General features: G+C 75.1%; 15 protein-coding genes. 5 read left to right on the forward strand and 10 right to left on the reverse strand.

The window, feature by feature from the left end:
* Positions 1-58: 58 nt before the first annotated feature.
* Positions 59-1,240, forward strand: a complete 1,182-nt coding sequence (locus ACFYE1_RS13250) for a glycosyl hydrolase family 8 (protein WP_387743562.1) — start codon at positions 59-61, stop codon at positions 1,238-1,240.
* A gap of 59 nt (positions 1,241-1,299) precedes the next feature.
* Here ACFYE1_RS13250 and ACFYE1_RS13255 read toward each other — a convergent pair whose 3' ends face one another.
* The 7 genes from ACFYE1_RS13255 to ACFYE1_RS13285 form a co-directional block, all read right to left on the reverse strand.
* A complete protein-coding gene (locus ACFYE1_RS13255; protein ID WP_387743565.1) occupies positions 1,300-2,352 on the reverse strand; it encodes a siderophore-interacting protein in 1,053 nt (350 codons plus the stop codon).
* The gene (locus ACFYE1_RS13260; RefSeq protein WP_387743567.1) at positions 2,349-3,290 is read right to left on the reverse strand and encodes an ABC transporter ATP-binding protein; all 942 of its coding nucleotides are present in this window, start codon (positions 3,288-3,290) and stop codon (positions 2,349-2,351) included. Before ACFYE1_RS13260 ends, ACFYE1_RS13255 begins: the two co-directional genes overlap by 4 nt.
* A complete protein-coding gene (locus ACFYE1_RS13265; protein ID WP_387743570.1) occupies positions 3,287-4,369 on the reverse strand; it encodes a FecCD family ABC transporter permease in 1,083 nt (360 codons plus the stop codon). Before ACFYE1_RS13265 ends, ACFYE1_RS13260 begins: the two co-directional genes overlap by 4 nt.
* Positions 4,366-5,457: a FecCD family ABC transporter permease gene (locus tag ACFYE1_RS13270; RefSeq protein WP_387743573.1), complete on the reverse strand. Its 1,092-nt coding sequence runs from the start codon at positions 5,455-5,457 to the stop codon at positions 4,366-4,368. The genes ACFYE1_RS13265 and ACFYE1_RS13270 overlap by 4 nt, the downstream gene beginning before the upstream one ends.
* Before the next feature lie 13 nt (positions 5,458-5,470).
* Entirely contained in the window at positions 5,471-6,583 is a 1,113-nt protein-coding gene (locus ACFYE1_RS13275) for an iron-siderophore ABC transporter substrate-binding protein (protein WP_387743576.1), read from the reverse strand.
* Positions 6,584-6,860: 277 nt separating this feature from the next.
* Positions 6,861-7,913 carry a hemolysin family protein gene (locus ACFYE1_RS13280; RefSeq protein WP_387743579.1) on the reverse strand — a complete coding sequence of 351 codons (1,053 nt, stop codon included), beginning with the start codon at positions 7,911-7,913 and terminating at the stop codon, positions 6,861-6,863.
* Entirely contained in the window at positions 7,910-9,397 is a 1,488-nt protein-coding gene (locus tag ACFYE1_RS13285; RefSeq protein ID WP_387743582.1) for a hemolysin family protein, read from the reverse strand. The genes ACFYE1_RS13280 and ACFYE1_RS13285 overlap by 4 nt, the downstream gene beginning before the upstream one ends.
* Before the next feature lie 389 nt (positions 9,398-9,786).
* Here ACFYE1_RS13285 and ACFYE1_RS13290 point away from each other — a divergent pair, with 389 nt between their 5' ends.
* Positions 9,787-10,914, forward strand: coding sequence for a hypothetical protein (locus ACFYE1_RS13290; RefSeq protein ID WP_387743585.1), 1,128 nt, complete (start codon positions 9,787-9,789; stop codon positions 10,912-10,914).
* Between the two features lie 96 nt (positions 10,915-11,010).
* Entirely contained in the window at positions 11,011-12,018 is a 1,008-nt protein-coding gene (locus ACFYE1_RS13295) for a DNA topoisomerase IB (RefSeq protein ID WP_387743588.1), read from the forward strand.
* Between the two features lie 128 nt (positions 12,019-12,146).
* On the opposite strand, the gene ACFYE1_RS13300 is transcribed toward ACFYE1_RS13295, so the two are convergent.
* The 3 genes from ACFYE1_RS13300 to ACFYE1_RS13310 all read right to left on the reverse strand — a co-directional run bounded on the left by ACFYE1_RS13300 (position 12,147) and on the right by ACFYE1_RS13310 (position 14,656).
* Complete coding sequence (locus ACFYE1_RS13300; RefSeq protein ID WP_387743591.1) at positions 12,147-12,287, reverse strand: hypothetical protein; 141 nt, start codon at positions 12,285-12,287, stop codon at positions 12,147-12,149.
* A 12-nt stretch (positions 12,288-12,299) separates the two neighbouring features.
* A complete protein-coding gene (locus tag ACFYE1_RS13305; protein WP_387743594.1) occupies positions 12,300-12,533 on the reverse strand; it encodes a hypothetical protein in 234 nt (77 codons plus the stop codon).
* Between the two features lie 128 nt (positions 12,534-12,661).
* A complete protein-coding gene (locus ACFYE1_RS13310) occupies positions 12,662-14,656 on the reverse strand; it encodes a serine hydrolase domain-containing protein (RefSeq protein ID WP_387743597.1) in 1,995 nt (664 codons plus the stop codon).
* Between the two features lie 119 nt (positions 14,657-14,775).
* Here ACFYE1_RS13310 and ACFYE1_RS13315 point away from each other — a divergent pair, with 119 nt between their 5' ends.
* Entirely contained in the window at positions 14,776-15,006 is a 231-nt protein-coding gene (locus tag ACFYE1_RS13315) for a hypothetical protein (RefSeq protein ID WP_387743600.1), read from the forward strand.
* Positions 15,003-15,764 carry a DUF6544 family protein gene (locus tag ACFYE1_RS13320; protein ID WP_387743603.1) on the forward strand — a complete coding sequence of 254 codons (762 nt, stop codon included), beginning with the start codon at positions 15,003-15,005 and terminating at the stop codon, positions 15,762-15,764. Before ACFYE1_RS13315 ends, ACFYE1_RS13320 begins: the two co-directional genes overlap by 4 nt.
* The last annotated feature ends 53 nt before the right edge of the window (positions 15,765-15,817 follow it).

The following is a 15,817-nucleotide window of genomic DNA, read 5'->3' on the forward strand; positions in this document are numbered from 1 at the left end:
GTCCCCCACCCCCACCCTCCCCCCCGCATCCCCGACAATGGGCCCTGGGAGTTCCCTCATGCACCGCCGCACCCTCCTCACGCTGGGCGCCGCCCTTGCGACCGTTCCGGCCACCGCCCCGACGACCCCCGCACTGGGAGCCACCATGCTCAGCCCCGCCACCACGACACAGCGGCAGATGGACGCCACGATCCGTGTGCTGTGGGCCGGCTGGAAGACGCTGCTGCGGCGCGACGCGGCCCGGAGCTGGTGGGCCGTCCGTGCCGACGCCCAGAAGGGCACCAACTCCTACGTCGCCGAGGGACAGGGGTACGGGTTAATGCTCTGCGCCCAGTTGGCACCCCTCGACCCCCAGGCGCGCGCCTACTTCGACGGGATCACCCGCTACGTCCTGGACCATCCCTCCCGGATCGACCCGGGGCTGCACGCCGCCGAGCAGAACGACCGCATGGTCTCCCACAACGGCCAGGACAGCGCCACCGACGGCGACATGGACATCGCCATGGGGTGGTTGATGGCCGATCGACGATGGGGCTCCGACGGGACGTACAACTACCGGCGGCTGGCCCAGGCCCGCATCGCCGCGATCAAGCGCTCCCTGATCTCCCCCACCACCGGGCTTCTCGAGCTCGGGGACTGGTCGAACGGGGCGTGGGAGAACGTCTCGCGCCCGAGCGACTGGATGATCGGGCACTTCGGGGCGTTCCACCGCGCCACAGGAGATGCGAGCTGGGGAGCCGTATGGAGCCGGCACCTGGCCGCGATCCGGCGGTTGCAGTCGGTCCACGCGCCGCGCACCGGCCTGCTCCCCGACTTCACCACGGGCTCTGCCTCGACCATCGCCCCGGCCCCGGCCCACACCTTGGAATCCGGCCACGACCGGCACTACTACTACAATTCGTGCCGCGTCCCGCTACGGCTGGGCGCGTCGCGGCATCCGGAGGCCCGCGCCGCCGCGGCCCGCATCTCCGGATGGGCGCGGACCAAGTGCGGTGGTGATCCCGCCCGGCTGCCCACCGGCTTCACCCTGGACGGAGCGACCCTGCCGGGTGGGTCCTACCAGGACCTCGCCTTCATCGCGCCTCTGGTCCTGGGCGCCCGCTGGGGCGGCGATCAGGCCTGGCTCGACGCCCTGGGGCGCTACCTGGCGGCCCGCACCGAGTTCACGTCCTACTACGCCAGCTCGATCCAGCTGCTGTCCATGGTGAGCGTCTCCCGGACCTACGCCCTGCACTTCTGAGGGAGCACGGTCCGGGCGTCACGTGTCCCGGCGTCGGCACCGGCACGGCGACGGAGCGTTCAGGACTCCGCCTGGCCCCGCCGCCAGTAGCCCATGAAGGAGACGTGGTCCTTGGGAATGCCCGCGGCGTCGACGCACAGCCGGCGCAACGCCTTGACCGTGCCGGACTCGCCGGCGAGGAACACGTAGGGGACGTCGGTCCGCGCAGGGGTGGCCACCGACCACGCACGGGGCTCGGCGGCGTTCTCCACGACCGACAGGGCGGGCGTCCCGCGGCCGCGCTGCGGGCGGCGGCCCGCCAGGACGTCGTCCACGGCTCCGCCGGGCAGCTCGAGCAGGCGCGCGAGGCGCACCGCGGCCCGGTGCCCGTGCCAGGACGGCCCGGTGTCCCCGGCGCGGGGCAGGACGTGCAGCCGCACGTCCGGAAGGTCGGCGGGCAGGCAGTGGGCGGCGACGTCCTCCGGGTGCGGGACCTCGAGCACCACGTCGAGGCGGGGGCGGATCCCGCCAGCGGGCAGCCCGTGGTGGGCGTCCGTGAACTCCTCGGCGACGGACATCAGAGCGGGGGCGGCGGTCTCGTCCCCGACGGCGAGGACGCGCCGGGCACCGCCGTGGTCCCACGCCGCCCAGGGCCGCTCCTGCGGGCCGGGCCCGAGCAGGTACACGCGCTCGCCGGGGGACACCGCGGCCGCCCACCGGCTGCCCGGGCCGTCCTGGGCGTGCCCGCCGTGCACCACGACGTCGATCACGAGCTCCGGGACCGTCATCCCGCAGAACGTGGTGCGCCGGACGCCGCGCACGGTGTAGGTGCGCATCCAGCCGCGCTCCTCGGCGGGCCGGGCGAACCAGCCCTCCCGCAGCCCCAGGGACAGGTCCACCCGCTCGGGCGCGCGACCGGGGGGCGGGACCAGCAGCTTGATGTAGGCGTCGCGGCACCGGGTCCGGTCACCGGCCCCGATGAGGGCGGGGGACAGGCCGGCCAGCTCCGGGCCCGCCAGGGTGATCCGGCGGAAGGACGGGCACAGCTGGGTCACGGACGTCACGGCGGCCTCGACGCACAGCACGGGGGCCGAGTGCGCGGCGGTGGTCTCGGGGGTGGGAGCGACGGTCACGGCAGGGTCCTTCCGATCTCGGCGGCGGCCCGCGGTGCGGGGTCCAGGGCCACGGGCGTGGGAGGCGGCACGGGGCGGGAGCCCTCGTGGGCCCGCCCGCGGGGCAGGACGACGGGCCGCCCGCCCACGGGATCCCGGGCGACGTCCGCCCGCAGCCCGAAGACCTCGGCCAGCAGCTCGGGGGTGAGCACCTCGGCGGGCGTGCCCACGGCCACGATCCGCCCCGCGGCCATCGCCACGAGCCGGTCGGCCACGCGCGCGGCCAGGTTCAGCTCGTGCAGGACGGCGACGACGGTGGCCCGGCCGCCGCCCGGCCCCTCGGGGTGCTCCAGCCCGCGGAGCATGTCCAGCAGGTCCACCTGGTGGGCCAGGTCGAGGTAGGAGGTGGGCTCGTCGAGCAGCATGGTCCGGGCCCGCTGGGCCAGGGTCAGGGCGATCCAGACCCGCTGGCGCTGCCCGCCCGAGAGCTCCTCCACGGGCCGCCCGGCCAGGGCCGTGAGCTCGGTGAGCTCCATCGCCCGGGCCACGGCCGCGTCGTCGTCGGGGGAGGGCGCGCCCCACCACCGGCGGTGCGGGTGCCGTCCGCGCTCCACGAGCTCGGCGACGGTCAGGCCCTCCGGGACCACAGGAGACTGCGGCAGGAGGCTGACCGAGCGGGCGTACTGGCGGGCGTGCCACTCGCGCACGCCGCGGCCGTCCGCCTCGAGCGTCCCGGCGAGCGGGCGCAGCTGCCGGGACATGCCCTTGAGCAGCGTGGTCTTGCCGCAGCCGTTGGCGCCGATGAGCACGGTGGTGGCCCCGTGCGGGATGTCGAGGTCCACCTCCCGCACCACAATGCGGTCGTCGTAGCCCAGGGACAGGCCGCGCATCCGGAACGCGGGGACGTCGGCCGCGGGGTCCTCCACAGGGCGCAGGTCGGCGCGCAGCTCGGGGCTCATGCCAGGGCTCCTCTCCGCTGCCGCACGAGCAGCCACAGCATCACGGGGGCGCCCACGGCGCCGGTGACCACACCGGCCGGCAGCTGCACCTGCGCCAGCAGGCCCGCGCCGATGGAGTCGGCGACCACCACGACCACGGCGCCCACGAGGGCGCACGCCACGATCGAGGTCCGCCCGCGGGTCAGGGCGGTGGCCACCGGGGTGGACATCAGCGCCACGAAGGCGAGCGGGCCGGTCGCGGCGGTGGCCACGGCGGCCAGCAGCACGCCCAGGCCCAGCGCCAGGGCCCGGCTGCGCGCCGGGCGCGCCCCGAGCCCGGCCGCCAGCTCCGGGCCCAGCTCGGCCGGTTCGAGGGCGCGGTGCACCGCCACGGCCGCGGGCACGGCCAGCACCAGGCACGCCGCGAGGACGGTGATCCGGTCCCACGTGGCGGCGTTGAGCGAGCCCGCGGTCCAGAGGGCGGCGTCCTGGGCGGAGTTCAGGGACAGCCGCACCAGGAGGGCCGCGGTGAGGGCCTGGGCGAGCGCGGCCACGCCGATGCCGGCGAGCAGGAAGCGCTCGCCCACGATCCCGCCGGTGCGCAGGCGCACCGAGGCGGTGGCGATGAGGGCCGCGGCGAGCAGCGCCCCGGCCAGGGCGGTCCAGGACACGGCCGTGCCCCGCAGGCCCCACAGCGCGGTGCCGGCCACGGCCCCCGCCGCGGCGCCGTAGGTGATGCCCAGGATGTCGGGGCTGGCCAGGGGGTTGCGGAGCACCCGGCGGAACAGGGCGCCGGAGCAGCCGAGGGCGGTCCCGGCGAGCGCGCCCAGCACGGCGCGCGGCAGCTTCTCCTGCAGCACGATGAAGCTCGCCCCGGGGATCTGCTCCCCGGCGAGGATCGCGACGAAGTCGGGGATCGTCACGGTGTAGCGCCCGAGCAGCACGCGCACGGCCAGGGCCGCGAGCAGCGCCAGGGCCAGCAGGGCGATCGCCCGGCGGGTGCGCCGGGCCCGGTCGCGGCGGACGCCCCGCACGAGCTCGGCGGCGGTGGGCTCCTCGGGGGCGGCGAACGAGGCGGGGGCGAGCACGGTGCCGGTCACAGGGTCACGCTCCGCCCCCGGCGCAGCAGCGCCAGCAGCACGGGCACGCCCAGCACCACGGTGGTGACGCCCACGTGGATCTCCTGCGGCGGGGTCAGCACCCGGCCCAGGACGTCGGCCAGCAGGAGCAGCACGGGGCCCAGCACCGCGCTGACCAGGACGATCCAGCGGTAGTCGCCGCCGAGGAAGCGGCGGACGGCGTGGGGCACGAGCAGTCCCACGAAGGCGATGGGGCCCGCGAGCGCCGTGGCCGAGCCGGAGAGCAGGACCACGCCCACGAACACCAGGAAGCGCTGCACCCCCAGGTCCACGCCCAGCCCGTGCGCGAGCTCGTCGCCCAGGGCCATGGCGTTGAGCCCCGACGAGCCGCCGAGCACGAGGAGCACGCCGAGCAGCACGAGCGGACCCACCGCCGCGAGGTCGGTGGTCTCGGCGCGGGCGACCGAGCCGATGCTCCAGAACCGGAAGCGGTCCAGCACCGCGGGCAGGACGAGGACCACGGAGGTGGTCAGCGCGGTGAAGCCGGCGTTCACGGCCGCGCCGGACAGGACCAGGCCCACCGGGGTCGGCGCGCCGCCGCCGAGCCGGGACGAGCCGAAGACGAGCACCGCGGCCACGGCCGAGCCGGCGAGGGCCAGCGCGGTGAGCTGCCACGTGGCCACGAGGCCGAGCCAGCCGATGCCGAGGACCACCGCGCACGCCGCTCCGGCGGTCAGCCCGAGCAGTCCAGGGTCGCCCAGCGGATTGCGACTGACCCCCTGCATGCCGGCGCCGGCCACGGCCAGGGCCGCCCCGACGAGCACCGCGGTCAGGGTCCGGGGGATCCGGCTCTGCACCACGGCGGCGTCGATGCCCAGTCCGGCGGAGACCTGGGACCAGCCCCCTTCGAGCAGGGCGGCCGGCAGGCCGGTGAGCACGGCGACCACCGTGGCCGGGTCCACCGAACGGGCACCCCAGAACAGGGAGGCCGCGGCGGCGCAGGCCAGCAGCAGCACGGCCGCGGACAGGACGAGACCCCGTCGCCGCCGGGCGGTGCCGGGGACCTGCCGGGTCGGCCGGGCGGGGGAGACCGTGCCTGGGCTGCTCACCGGGACCGCGGTCTCACTGACCGCCGGCGGAGGCCGCGGCCCCGGCGATGTCAGGCAGCACGTTCTCGAGCGCCCACGGGATGCTCAGCGGGGAGGCCGCCGAGATCGAGAGCACCTCCTGCTGGTCGCTCTGGAGCACCAGGGCGTCGTCGGCGACCGCGGGGACGCGGCTGAGCAGGGGGTCGTTCTCGATGGCCTCGCGCACGGCCTCGTCCTCGGCCCAGCTGACGAAGACGTCGGAGGTGAGCTCGTCCGCGCGCTCCGGGGACCAGGTGATGAAGAACTCGTCCTCCTGGCCCTCGGCGGCCTGCTCGACCGCCTCGGACTGGACCATGCCGAGGGACTCGAGGAACTTGGGGCGGTTGTCCACTGCGGTGTAGGCGAAGATCTGGTCGGCCGCGGACGGGTCGAGGGTGCCGTACACGAACGAGGTGCCTTCCAGCTCCGGGTGCTCGGCGGCGGCGGCGGCGAGCTGCTGCTCCACGTCCGCCACGACCTCTGCGGCCCGCTCCTCCCGGCCGAGAGCCTGGCCGATGAGCTCCGTGGCGTCCTGCCAGGACGTCCCGTAGGCCACGGCGTCCTCGGGGTAGGCGACGACGGGGGCGATCTCGGAGAGCTTGTCGTAGTCCTCCTGCGTCAGCCCGGAGTACGCCCCCAGGATGACGTCCGGCTGGAGCGCGGCGATCGCCTCGAAGTTGATCCCGTCCGTCTCGGCATAGGTCTCCGGGGTGTCGGCGCCGCACTCCTCGAGCGCGGCGTCGAACCAGTCGGTGGACCCGTTCTCGTTGGCGCCGAAGTCCAGGGCGGGCATCCCGACCGGGACCACGCCGAGGGCGGTCGCGACCTCGTGGTTCGCCCAGGACACCGTGGCCACCCGTTCGGGGGCCTCCTCGATCGTGGTCTCGCCGAACTCGTGCTCCACGGTGCGCGGGAACTCGCCGGTGGCGCCGTCCGAGCACGAGGTGCCGGCCGCGGACTCCGCACCCGTGGAACCGGTCGAGCACCCGGTGAGGACCAGGGCCGCCGCAGCCAGCAGGGCGGTGGGAGCCAGGGCGCGCCGGCGCGCGGAGCTCGGGGCGGGGAACAGCGGGCGCGGAGTGCGGGGAAGCAGAGGGGCCACGGCCACCCTTTCGGACGTCGACGGCGGGGCCGTCAGTGCGGAGCGAGGTAAGGCAAGGGTTGCCTAACCGACAGACAGGGATCACCCTAGAGTGTGGTCCTGCCAATACGCAACACGAGCATGATCTAATCGGTCCGGCCGCGGGAGGGGTGGGCCCTTCCCGCGGCGATGCTGCACGGGCGGCCGAGACGACGGGCCGGAGCGCCGCCGGCCGGGCACAGCACGTCCAGCGTGCATGCGGCGGCCCCGCCCGGATCCGAGCGGGGCCGCCGCACGGGTGGGTTCAGGCCGACGTGCTGGTCGCGTCCCGGACCTCCCCGACGAGCTCCTCGAGCACGTCCTCGAGCGCGACCACGGAGACGTCCCCGGCCGTGGTGCCGCGTCCTTCGACGAGGGCCAGGTGGGCGTTGCGCTGCTGCATGGAGCGCATGACGCGCCGCAGCTTCGCGTCGGCGGGCACCGTGGCGAGCCGGCGGACGGCCTCCTGCGGGATGGGGGCGTGGCGGTGCTCGGCCGGGGTCGCGAGCAGGTCCTTGGTGTGGACGTAGCCCACCAGCTTCCCGTCGTCCTCCTGGACGGGGAACCGGGAGAAGCCCGTGCGCGCGCAGATCCGCTCCAGCTCCGCCACGGTCGCGGAGCGGGGCACGGTGTGCAGCTGCTCGGCGGGGATCGCCACGTCCTCCGCGGTGAGGTGCTCGAAGTTCAGCGCCCCGGTGAGCAGGGTGATCTCGTCCTCGTCGAGCAGGCCCTCACGGCCCGACTCGGCGACGAACCCGGCGACCTCGTCGGAGGTGAAGGCCGAGGCGACCTCGTCGCGGGGCTCGGCCTTGAACGCGTGCCGGACCACGAGGTTCGCGGACTGGTTCATCAGCCAGATGAACGGGCGGAAGACCAGCACGAAGACCCGCAGGACCGGGCCCAGCAGCAGGGCCGAGGCCGCGGGCTTGGCGATGGCCATGTTCTTGGGCACCATCTCGCCGATCACCATGTGGAAGAACGTGACGACCAGCAGGGCGATGACCAGGGCGACGGGGTGCACGAGTCCCTCGGGCACCCCGGCATCGGCCATGGGGCCCTCGATGAGGTGGGCGATCGCGGGTTCCCCCACGGCGCCGATCAGCAGGGAGCAGGCGGTGATGCCCAGCTGGGTGGCCGCCAAGGACGTCGAGACGTCCTCGATGCCCTTCAGCGCGATCTTGGCCGCACCGGAACCGGCGGCGGCCCGCGGCTCGATCTGGTCGCGGCGGGCCGAGACCATGGCGAACTCCGCGGCCACGAAGAACGCGTTGCCGCCCAGCAGGAGGACCAGGAAGAGGATGGCGAGGCCTTCGCTCATCGGGACTCACCCCTCTCGGTGTCGACGGCCGTGGAGCCGGACGCATCGCCGGCCCTCTCGACGGACTCCGCGGTGGGTCTCTCGGCGGCCTGCTCGGCGGGCGTCCCCGCGGGGGTGGCGCCGTCCGCGTCGGCCCGGCGGCCGTCGCCGCGCCGGACGACGATCCGGTCCACCCGGTGCCCGTCCAACCGCACCACGGTCAGGGTGACGTCCGTGGTGGTGGGCAGGTTGTCGTCGTCGCGGTGGACGTGGTCGACGGTCTCGAACGTGACCGTGTCCCCGGCCAGGGGCAGCCGGTCGAGCTTCTCGGCCATCAGCCCGCCGAGAGTGTCGGACTCCTGGCCCTCGGGCAGCTCGAGGCCCATGACGTCGCCGAGCTCGTCGGGACGCAGCAGCCCGGACACGGAGATCCCGCCGTCGCGGGTGCGGCGGTACCGGGCGACGGTCTCGTCCTGCTCGTCGTCGATCTCGCCGACGATCTCCTCGATCAGGTCCTCGAGGGTCACGATCCCGGCCGTGCCCCCGTACTCGTCGACGACGACGGCCATCTGCAGCCCTGGCTTGCGCAGCTCGCGCAGCAGCGGGTCCAGGGTCATGGACTCGGAGACGGTCGTCGTCGGGACGGCGATCTCGCGGACCGTGCGGGTGCCGCGGTCGTCGAAGGGCACGGCGAGGGCGTGCTTGAAGTGCACGACGCCCACGATGTCGTCGACGGAGCCGCCCTCCACCGGGAAGCGGGAGTGACCGGTCTCGGCGGAGATCTCCACGAGGTCCTGGACGGTGTGGTCGTCGAGGAAGGTGACCTGCGGTCGCGGGCGCATGACGTCGGCGGCCGTGCGGCCGCCGAACTCGATGGACCGGGCCACCAGCTCTGCGGTGCCCGGGTCGAGGGTGCCCTCGGAGCCGGAGCGCGAGACCACGGCCATCAGCTCCGGGGCGGTGCGCGCGTTGGCCACCTCCTCGGTCGGGGTGAAGCCGAGCAGCTTGAGCACCCCGTTGGCCGCGGAGTTCAGGATCTTCACCAGCCAGCCCAGCAGCAGCATGAAGATCCGCTGCGGGTGGACCACGAGCCGGGACACGCGCATCGGCTCGGCGATCGCCCAGTTCTTCGGCACGAGCTCCCCGAAGACCATCTGGGTGAACGTGGCGATCACGAACGCGGCCGTGGTGGCGATGCCGGCGGCGGCCGCCTGGGACATCCCGGTGAGACCCAGGCTCTGCGCCAGGAGCACGCCCAGGGAGGGCCCGGCGAGGAACCCCACGATCAGGCTCGTGAGGGTGATGCCCAGCTGCGCGCCGGAGAGGTTGGTGGCGGTCTTCGTCAGGGCCCGCTCGATGGCGGCGGCCCTCCGGTCGCCCGCCGCCTCGGCGGCGCGGACCTCGTTGCGGTTGACGGTCAGGAGCGCGAACTCCACGGCCACGAAAAGGGCGTTGCCGGCCACCAGGAGGACGGCCACGGCGAGCAGGATCCATGCTTCCAGCATCAGGCGGCCCACCCCTCGGCCGGCGGGGCGCTCCTGCGGAGCTCCGCGCCGCCGGGACCGGCGGCACTCGAAGCGCCGCCGGCGGCGGTCGGCGCCGCACCGCCGAGGACAGTGCAAACTTCCATCAGCCCCACCACCTCGTCACATCTGCACGGCCCGAAGGCCGGGGTCTGTCACAGGGCGCGTCGCAGTGGGCGCTCATGATCTCCGTATCCGTTCGTGTCGGCGGCCCGGCGTCAGGCCGCTCGGTCGAGAATCTAGCATCCCGACCCGGGAGAAGTCCGGGAGGGCGCGAGAACCGGGTGAGGCCCAGGCGCTCCCCTGACGCCCTGCACGGGACCAGGCCGGGGCGGGTGGCGTTCCCCGAGGTCGTGCCCGATGATGGTCCGGTGCCCGACGACCGTTCCGCCGCCGCCGACCCCGCCCCCGGCCACGAGCCCGCCCCCGGCGAGCCCGGCCACGATCCTGTGCCCGAGCTGCTGGTCGGCCTCGTGCTCTCACCGCAGATCGCGAGCGTCCTGCCCCAGGACCTCGCGGCCTCCCTGCCGGGGCCGCTGCACGAGCGCTGTCCGGGGGTGCGCTGGCGGGTGGCGGCGGTGACCGACCGGCTGGTGGTCCCGCCCGCCGCCGGCCTGGACCTGCTCGAGTCCGCGCGCGACCGGATGCTCGACGAGGACTGGGACCTCGTCGTCGTCCTCACGGACGTCCCGCTCAAGGACGGCCGCAGCCCGGTGCTCACACAGCTGAGCCCCGTGCACGGCGTGGGCCTGGTCGCCGTCCCGGCCCTCGGCGCGCTGCACGTGGGCCAGAAGGTCCGGCAGACGACCGTGCGGGTGGTCGGCCACCTGCTCGGCCACGACACGGAGGACGCGGGTGACGCCGATGCGCAGGAGGAGCTCGTCCGGCGGGCCCGGCAGCGGTCGGAGGACCTCGAGGACCGGCCCGAGGACAACGCCGTGCAGTTCACCGCCCGCGTCCTGGGCGGCAACGTGCGCCTGCTGCTCGGGATGGTCCGCGCCAACCGGCCGTGGACCCTGGTGGTGCGGCTGTCCCGCCTGCTCGCCCTGGCCGCGGCGACCGGCGTGCTCACCCTGGTCGCCGCGGACCTGTGGCTGCTCGCCGCCGCCTACGGGCCGTGGCGACTGGGACTCCTGAGCCTCCTCTCGGTCGGTGCGGTGACCGGGGCGCTGATCGTGGGTGCCCGGTTGTGGGAGCGCCCGCGCCGGCGCGCCGAGCGCGAGCAGGTGGCGCTGTTCAACCTCGCCACCGCCGCGACCGTGGCCATCGGCGTGGTCGTGTTCCACGCCGCGGTCTTCGCCCTGTCCTGGCTCGGCGCGCTGGTGCTCGTGGACGGCGGCGTCTTCGCGGACGCGATCGGCGCCCCGGTCGGGGCGGTGGAGTACGTCAAGCTCGGTTGGCTGACCGCCACGCTCGCCACCGTGGGCGGAGCCCTCGGGGCCGGGCTCGAGGACGACGACGCCGTGCGCGCCGCGGCGTACACCCGCTCGGAGCCCTGACCGGGGCCGCCGCCCTTCCCATCCTCCTCAGGGACGCCGACAGTCAGTAGACTTGGTGTTCCCGGGGTGGTCCCGGAGCCGATCCGGAAGGACACGATGGCCGCCACGCAGCAGCGCCCAGCGAAGCCCCGCACGCCCCGACTGCGGCGCAGCAACTGCCACCGTCCCGGGATCACCCGCCGCGGGTACGGCAAGGGCTTCGCGTACCGGCACGCCGACGGCACGAAGGTCCAGGACCGGGACGAGCTCGGCCGGATCCGCGGGCTGGCGATCCCCCCGGCCTGGCGGGACGTGTGGATCAGCCCCCAGCCCAACGGGCACATCCAGGCCACGGGCGTCGACGACGCCGGGCGGCGCCAGTACATCTACCACCCCCGGTGGCGGGAGCTGAAGGACCGCGAGAAGTTCGACCGCGTCCTCGACTTCGGCGACACGCTCCCGCAGGCCCGCCCGGCCGTCACCCGGCTGCTGCGGTCGGAGGGCACCACGGAGGAGAAGGCCTGCGCGGTGGCCTTCCGGCTCATGGACGACGCCGCCCTGCGCGTCGGCAACGAGGAGTACGCCCAGTCGAACGGCTCCTACGGCGTGACCACCCTGCTGGTCCAGCACGTCCGGGTGGACGGGCCGGAGGTGCACCTCGACTTCCCCGGCAAGAGCGGGCACCGCTGGACGCTGACCGTCCGGGACGCCGACCTCGCCGCCGCGCTCGCGCCCATGCTGGAGCGCGGCCCGGACGAGACCGCGCTCGCGTACTGCGACGAGGACGGGCAGTGGACCGGCATCACCAGCGCCCGGCTCAACGACTTCGTGCGGGACCGGTGCGGCCCCGACTTCACCGCCAAGGACTTCCGCACCTGGCAGGGAACCGTGACCGCCGCGATGGCGCTCGCCGCACGCGCCGACACCCGCCCCAGCGAGAGCGCCCGGAAGAAGGCCGTGTCCGCCGCCATGCGGGAGGTCGCCGAACACCTGGGCAACACGCCCGCCATCGCCCGCAGCTCCTACACGGACCCGCGGGTGATCGACCGGTTCCTGGCCGGCGAGACCATCGAGGCCGCCACCTACCGGGCCGCGGAGCGGTCCCTGCGCGCGTTCCTCACCTGAGCCGCAGATCCCCATCCGCCCGACCGCGCCGCGGCGCGGTCGAACCGAGGGCGCGGGCGAGCGGGTCCCGGACTTCTCCCGGAGCGCGCCGCTGACCCGGACGGCCGACGGCCGTCCCGGTCCCGCGCTCAGGACAGCCCGACGGAGGTGGCCGAGCCCCCGAGGCCGACGACGTCGGCGCGGCCGTCCCCGTCGACAACGACGAGCTCGCGCACGTGCTGGCCGACCCGCCGGCCGTCGACGCAGGAGAGGACTGCCTGGGCGGTCACGGCGTGGGCCGTTCAGCGACGGATGCCGCGCCGGACGTACAGGACCGGGCCCACGAAGTTGACGGCGATGATCGCCGCCCACTTCCCCTTGCTGCCGTCGACCTCCTCCGCGGGACGCAGGGCGAGGTCCGCCCAGGCGGTGGCGGCCAGTGCGACCTGCACGGACGCCAGCGTCAGCAGTGCGCTCCGCTGCCCCGGCGTGAGGTCCTGCCACCTGGTGCTCTTCCTGGTGCCGGTGCGCGCCATGGCCGTCCTCCCGCTGCTCGGGGACCCGGAGTCCCGTCCGGCCGCTCCGAGGGCGGCCCGTGGCACCCATGCTCGTGCGGGCGCCGCCGGCAGTCAACGCCCGTCCTGCGCGCACCGCCCGCGGCGCGTCAGATGCTGATGTCGGGCCACAGGACGCGGAACGCCACCGCCCAGCCGGCGACCCAGGCCAGGGACAGGGTCAGCAGCGCCGCCCCGGCCACGGCGACCGCTCCGGCGCGGCGCCTGATCGTGCCGGCCAGGTGCCACACGGCAGGCACCACGCCGAGGACGCCCAAAAGCAGGAGCGCCTGCCCGAGGCGGGTCAGGGGCCGCACCAGGGACAGGTCCGCCTGGACGCTCGCGGTTAACAGCACGAGTCCGGCCAGCACGGCCACCGGGGCCGCGCAGGCCAGCCGCCGCACGCGCCGGGAACGGTCGCCGGCGTCCGGCGGGCCCCACCGCCGGCGCCGCCGCAGACGGTTCACCGGCCAGGCGACGAGCGTCACGACGAGCACGAGCAGTGCCGCCAGCAGCAGCAGATGAGGCACGAACAACCCGTGCCAGGCGCTCACCCTGCCCTCGGTGCGGTAGGCGACCAGCGCGACGTCCCGGACACCGTCCTCGTCGGCCCGCGCCGCGAGGGTGGCCGTTCCCCCGGTCTCCCGCCACAGCCACGGCTCCACCTCGCGCATGGTGGTGGAGGGGGCCGCGAAGGACCCGACGCGGATCGTCCCGTCCGGGCGGGCGGTCACCGTGGTGATCGCGAACGCCCCGGCCAGGTTCCAGGCGGTGGACTCCGCCCGCCGTTCGCTGCGGTAGTGGCCGGCCACCGCGGCGGCCCGGTCCGTGGCCCCGGGCGGGGACTCCGGTGCCGCCCGCTCGGGCGGGGCGACGTAGCGGCGGGCGAACTGCTCGACCAGCTGCTGCCGCAGCACCACGGTGCTGAGCGCGCGCGCCCCGTTGCCGTTGACGGAGACGAACAGGCCTGTGTCCGCCTCGGGGAAGATGGCCAGCTCGCTGTGGAACAGATACGTGTCCCCGCCGTGGGAGAGCGCCCGCTGCCCCTGCATCTCATGACCCCGGAAGCCCAGGGTCATCTGCTCCGCGGCGCCGAGCCCGCCCAGGGACTCGGGCGGCAGCGCCGGGGCGTGCATGGCCGCCAGCGGCTCGGGGCCCAGGACGCCGTCGGGACCGTGGCCCAGGTGCAGGTTCAGGAACGCGGCCATGTCCCGCGCGGTGCTGCTCACGGACCCGGCGGGCGGGACGGAGATGTGCTCGAACGGCGCCGGCTCGGCGTCCGGGGCCGGGAAGCCGCCCGCCAGCCGGTCGGCCAGCGCCGGCGGCAGCGGCTGCTCGGCGGTGCTGGACGTCATGCCCAGCGGGTCGAGGACCTCCCTGCGCACGTAGTCGGCGAACGGGACACCGGTCACCTGTTGGACGACGTAGCCGGCCAGGGCCAGACCGTAGTTGGAGTACGCCGGGGTGGTGCCCGGGGTGAAGATCTGCTGCGGCGGGTCCTCGGCCAGCTCGGTGCGCAGGTCCCGGACCTTCTCGGCGTCCGGGGTGATGAGGTGGTCCACGCGCTCCTCGAAGCCGGCGGTGTGGCTCAGCAGGTGCCGCAGCGTCACCGTCCCGAGGGGGAGCTCGAGCGGGAAGTCGAGGTGCTCACGGACGTCGGCGTCGAGGTCCAGGGCACCACGTTCCACCTGCTGCATGACGGCGGTGGCGGTGACGAGCTTGGACACCGACCCGATCCGGAAGAGGTGATGCTCGGGGTCCACCGGGGCGGCCTCCGGGGCGAGCCGGGGCCGGTCGGCCGCGCCGAAGCCGCGCAGCGTGACGATCTCGCCGCCGGAGACGACGGCCACCGTCGCACCCGGGAGCCGTTCGGCGTCCAGGAGGGCCGGGACCAGGCCGTCGAGCCACGTGTCGACGTCCACGGCGGTCAGCTCCCGCGCACCCTGCCCGTCCGGACCGTCGTGCCCCTGCGCGGCGGCGGGAGGCGGCACCGCCAGGTGCGCGAGCAGCAACAGTGCCGCGAGGACCAGCACCAGCACCGCCCCGGGGCCCCTCGGGACGGCCACGGGGAACGACGACGGTGCCGGGAGTCGGTGCACGCGCATGGGGCCATCCTGCTCCTCCACCGGCTCCCGTGTCCGAGCGTGACCGAGGGTTCCGGGCGTCTGCGGGGTCCGGCGCCCGGAGCGGGACCGGTGCCGCTCCACCGGTCTAGCCTGGGAGCATGACCCGGTCCCGGACCTTGTCGCACTCCCCTCCCGGCCCCGTCCTGTGGCCGGCAGCCGGAGCGGCCGCCGGGCGGCTCCCCGTCTTCTCCCTCGTCTCCACCGCTCTCTCCCGCGTCCCCGCCGCGGGGCCGCTCTGCCCGCTCGGCGAGCTCACCACGGCCGTGCCCCTGGTGCCCGTCCTGTGGTGTCCGCCGGTCGCCGTCGTGATCCCCAGGAGCGGGCCGTGACCGGGCGGCTGCCGCGCGGTGCCGGCCGGCACTGGACGGACCTGCAGCGCCCCGGCCACCTGGTGCCGCCCCCGGTGAGCACTGCGGCGATCGCCGGCCTGCCCGAGCCTGCGCGCCGCTGGCTGGGGCGCGCCGTGCCGCCCGGCACCCCGGCGTGGGCCGTGGCGGAGCTGTCGATGCGCGGCGAGATCCGGCTCGGCGGCTCGTGGTGCACCTTCTCCGCCCGGCAGATCATCGCCCCCGGGATCGGCTTCGTGTGGGCCGCCCGCACCCGGGTCCTCGGCCTGCCGGTCGCGGGCTACGACCGGTACGGCCCCGGCGGGGGCGAGCTGCGGTGGCGGCTGCTGGGTCTCGTGCCCGTGCTGTCCGCCGCGGGGCCGGACATCACCCGCAGCGCCGCCGGGCGGCTCGCCGGCGAGGCGGTCACCGTGCCACCGGCCTGCCTGGGCGCCGCGTGGTCCGAGGGGCCCTCCCCGGACACCGCCGTCATGTCCTGGGTCCTCGACGGGGAGCGCGAGGACGCCCTGGTCCGCGTCGATCCGGAGGGCCGGATCCAGGGGCTGAGCATGCAGCGGTGGGGCGATCCCGACGGCACCGGGTACGGCCGCCACCCCTTCGGGGTCTCGCTGTCCGGGGAGACCGACGTCGCCGGCGTGCGCGTGGCCACCGTCCTGCGCGCCGGCTGGGCGTGGGGGACCGACCGGCAGGCCGAGGGCGAGTTCTTCCGGGCGCGGATCGACGACGTCCGCTTCCGCTGACCGGCTCCGGGCCATCTCTCCTCGGCCGGCCATCCCGGACGATCCCTCCCTGA

This window comes from Kocuria nitroreducens (assembly GCF_042879195.1).
Classification (GTDB): domain Bacteria; phylum Actinomycetota; class Actinomycetes; order Actinomycetales; family Micrococcaceae; genus Kocuria; species Kocuria nitroreducens.

What these genes read in the sequence shown, in the direction of transcription:
- ACFYE1_RS13285 (WP_387743582.1), bottom strand. Translation starts at nt 9,397, where the DNA reads ATGCTGGAAGCATGGATCCTGCTCGCCGTGGCCGTCCTCCTGGTGGCC.
- ACFYE1_RS13305 (WP_387743594.1), bottom strand. Translation starts at nt 12,533, where the DNA reads ATGGCGCGCACCGGCACCAGGAAGAGCACCAGGTGGCAGGACCTCACG.
- ACFYE1_RS13250 (WP_387743562.1), top strand. Translation starts at nt 59, where the DNA reads ATGCACCGCCGCACCCTCCTCACGCTGGGCGCCGCCCTTGCGACCGTT.
- ACFYE1_RS13280 (WP_387743579.1), bottom strand. Translation starts at nt 7,913, where the DNA reads ATGAGCGAAGGCCTCGCCATCCTCTTCCTGGTCCTCCTGCTGGGCGGC.
- ACFYE1_RS13295 (WP_387743588.1), top strand. Translation starts at nt 11,011, where the DNA reads ATGGCCGCCACGCAGCAGCGCCCAGCGAAGCCCCGCACGCCCCGACTG.
- ACFYE1_RS13310 (WP_387743597.1), bottom strand. Translation starts at nt 14,656, where the DNA reads ATGCGCGTGCACCGACTCCCGGCACCGTCGTCGTTCCCCGTGGCCGTC.
- ACFYE1_RS13315 (WP_387743600.1), top strand. Translation starts at nt 14,776, where the DNA reads ATGACCCGGTCCCGGACCTTGTCGCACTCCCCTCCCGGCCCCGTCCTG.
- ACFYE1_RS13260 (WP_387743567.1), bottom strand. Translation starts at nt 3,290, where the DNA reads ATGAGCCCCGAGCTGCGCGCCGACCTGCGCCCTGTGGAGGACCCCGCG.